The following is a 1,714-nucleotide window of genomic DNA, read 5'->3' as shown; positions in this document are numbered from 1 at the left end:
TGCATCGCGGCTGACCACACCAGTCGATTTCATTGCTGCACCTGCGAGCAATGGCAGCCGAGCAGTTCCGCTAATGGGATGAACCGGCTGCTTCCCCCGGGTGGGTTAACCTGAGATGGTTTACCCAAAGAAGAAGGAGAAGTGGCTATGAGTATGAAGAAAGTAGAAGACCTGTCCGAGCTGGCGGTGATTGGCGTCGACATCGGCAAGGATGTGTTTCATTTGGTGGGGTTTGATGACGGTGGCAACTTGGTGCTGCGCCGGAAGGTCAAGCGATTGGCTTTGACAGCAACATTCGAGAAGATGCCGCGATGCGTGGTCGGGATGGAGGCGTGTCTCAGCGCGCACTTCGTGAGCCGAACACTGCGCGGCTTGGGATTTGAGCCGCGGATTATCCCGGCGATTTACGTCAGACCGTTCATCAAGGGTCAGAAGAACGACTACAATGACGCCGAAGCGATTGCTGAGGCCGCGCTTCGCCCAAACATGAGAACTGTGACAGAGAAGAGCCAGGATCAGTTGGATCTTCAGGCACTGCATAGGGTGCGCGCAAGGCTGGTGTCTCGACGGACCGCGACGATCAACCAGATCCGGGCCTTTTTGATCGAACAAGGCATCACTGTGCGCAAAGGGCTGCATGCCTTGAAGAGCTCGTTTCTGCCAATTCTGGAAGAAAGGCAGGATGAGATATCGCCGCGCATGCGTGCCATTCTGAGCGGTCTCTACGGCGACTGGCTGTGGCTGGATGAACGGATTGAGACCATAGCCAAAGAGATCGAAGACATCAGCCGGACAGAGGAGAACTGCGACAATGTGATGACCATCCCGGGTATTGGTCCCTTGATCTCAACGGCGATGGTTGCGGCAGTCGGCCGGGGTGAGGTTTTTGACCGAGGACGGGACTTCGCCGCCTGGATCGGCCTTATCCCCCGCCAATACAGCACCGGCGGCCGGACTGTTCTGGGGCGCATCTCAAAGCGCGGAAGCCGATACTTGCGCATGTTGTTTGTTCAGGCCGCAAATGTCGTGCTGATGCGCCCCCATCACTGGCCCGGCTTCAGCTTCGGCGACTGGCTGGCGCGGGCTGCGACACGCATGCATCGCAACAAGCTGGCCATTGCTTTGGCCAACAAGCTCGCGCGCATCGCCTGGAGTGTATTGAGACACGGGACGCCATTCGACGCCCAAAGAGACGAGGTCATGGTCGGCGTTTGACAACCCGTCGTGATCCAAAGGAGTTCGCGAACGAGACAAGCATGGAACGGAAAACATACGCCCCCAGAGTCTGAGAGCCCAGATGGCCGCAACGGCCTGTCCGCTAATGAGACCACGGTGCGAGCGTAACCCCAAAATGGCCACGGCTCACGCGCCGATCCAAAGGCCGGATACATATCAGCGACTTCCGAGAACGTGCACAATCTTACTTGCGAACAGCAGCCGGTACATACATTGGGCTCAGTGCGGACTTGCGGCGGTGCAGCGGGGCAAGCCTAGACTGCGCTCCGGAAGCAGCCATTCCCGAAACACAGAAAATTCAACGCTTTCAGCGGTGCGGCCCGATGCTCGGACATTCGGCTGTTCGGAGCGGTCGTTGGACTACAGGGCCCGGTACGACCGCACTGAGCCCAGAGCCGCCGGATTGAAATCGCGCCCTTCGCTCATGCAGCAAAAAAGTTACCTTGATTGATCCAAGCGCCACGCTGCAACGCAGCCT

At 58.1% G+C, this 1,714-nt stretch carries 1 protein-coding gene; it reads left to right on the top strand.

Features of this window, described 5'->3' with window-relative positions; translation table 11 throughout:
- Positions 1 to 153 precede the first annotated feature (153 nt).
- Positions 154 to 1,215: an IS110 family RNA-guided transposase gene (locus tag AC221Y_RS23335; protein WP_486708665.1), complete on the top strand. Its 1,062-nt coding sequence runs from the start codon at positions 154 to 156 to the stop codon at positions 1,213 to 1,215.
- Positions 1,216 to 1,714: the final 499 nt, after the last annotated feature.

Source organism: Boseongicola sp., assembly GCF_057460485.1.
This window is presented reverse-complemented; position numbering and strand designations above follow the sequence as displayed.

Coding starts and splice junctions, on each gene's coding strand:
- AC221Y_RS23335 (WP_486708665.1), top strand. CDS start 154: ATGAAGAAAGTAGAAGACCTGTCCGAGCTGGCGGTGATTGGCGTCGAC.